Below are 291 nucleotides of genomic sequence, written 5' to 3'. Positions count from 1 at the left end.
CTCACGGATACGGCATCGCCGCCGCGCTCATCCCCGCTTGTGGCAGGACACCCAGTGGCCCGGCCGCCCCTCGCGCAGCGGCGGGGCCTCGGTGCGGCAGGTGCCGGCATCGGCGATCGGGCAGCGCGTGTGGAAATGGCAGCCCGGGGGCGGGTTCAGCGGGTTCGGCACGTCCCCCTGCAGCCGGATGCGCGCGCGCGTCAGCTTGGGGTCGGGGATCGGCACGGCGGAGAGCAGCGCTTCCGGGTAGGGATGCAGCGGCGTGGTGTAGAGCTCCCGCCCCGCGGCGAG

At 75.3% G+C, this 291-nt stretch carries 1 protein-coding gene; it reads right to left on the bottom strand.

Translation table 11 applies throughout. The features are described from left to right. Positions 1 to 27: 27 nt before the first annotated feature. On the bottom strand, positions 28 to 291 hold a 264-nt coding region (locus AC1MIR_RS27845; RefSeq protein ID WP_480031413.1), incomplete at its 5' end, for an oligopeptide/dipeptide ABC transporter ATP-binding protein.

It is taken from the genome of Falsiroseomonas sp. RANM36 (assembly GCF_056682175.1).
Note: the sequence above shows the minus strand (reverse complement) of the source record. Positions and strands in the feature narration are given on the sequence as shown.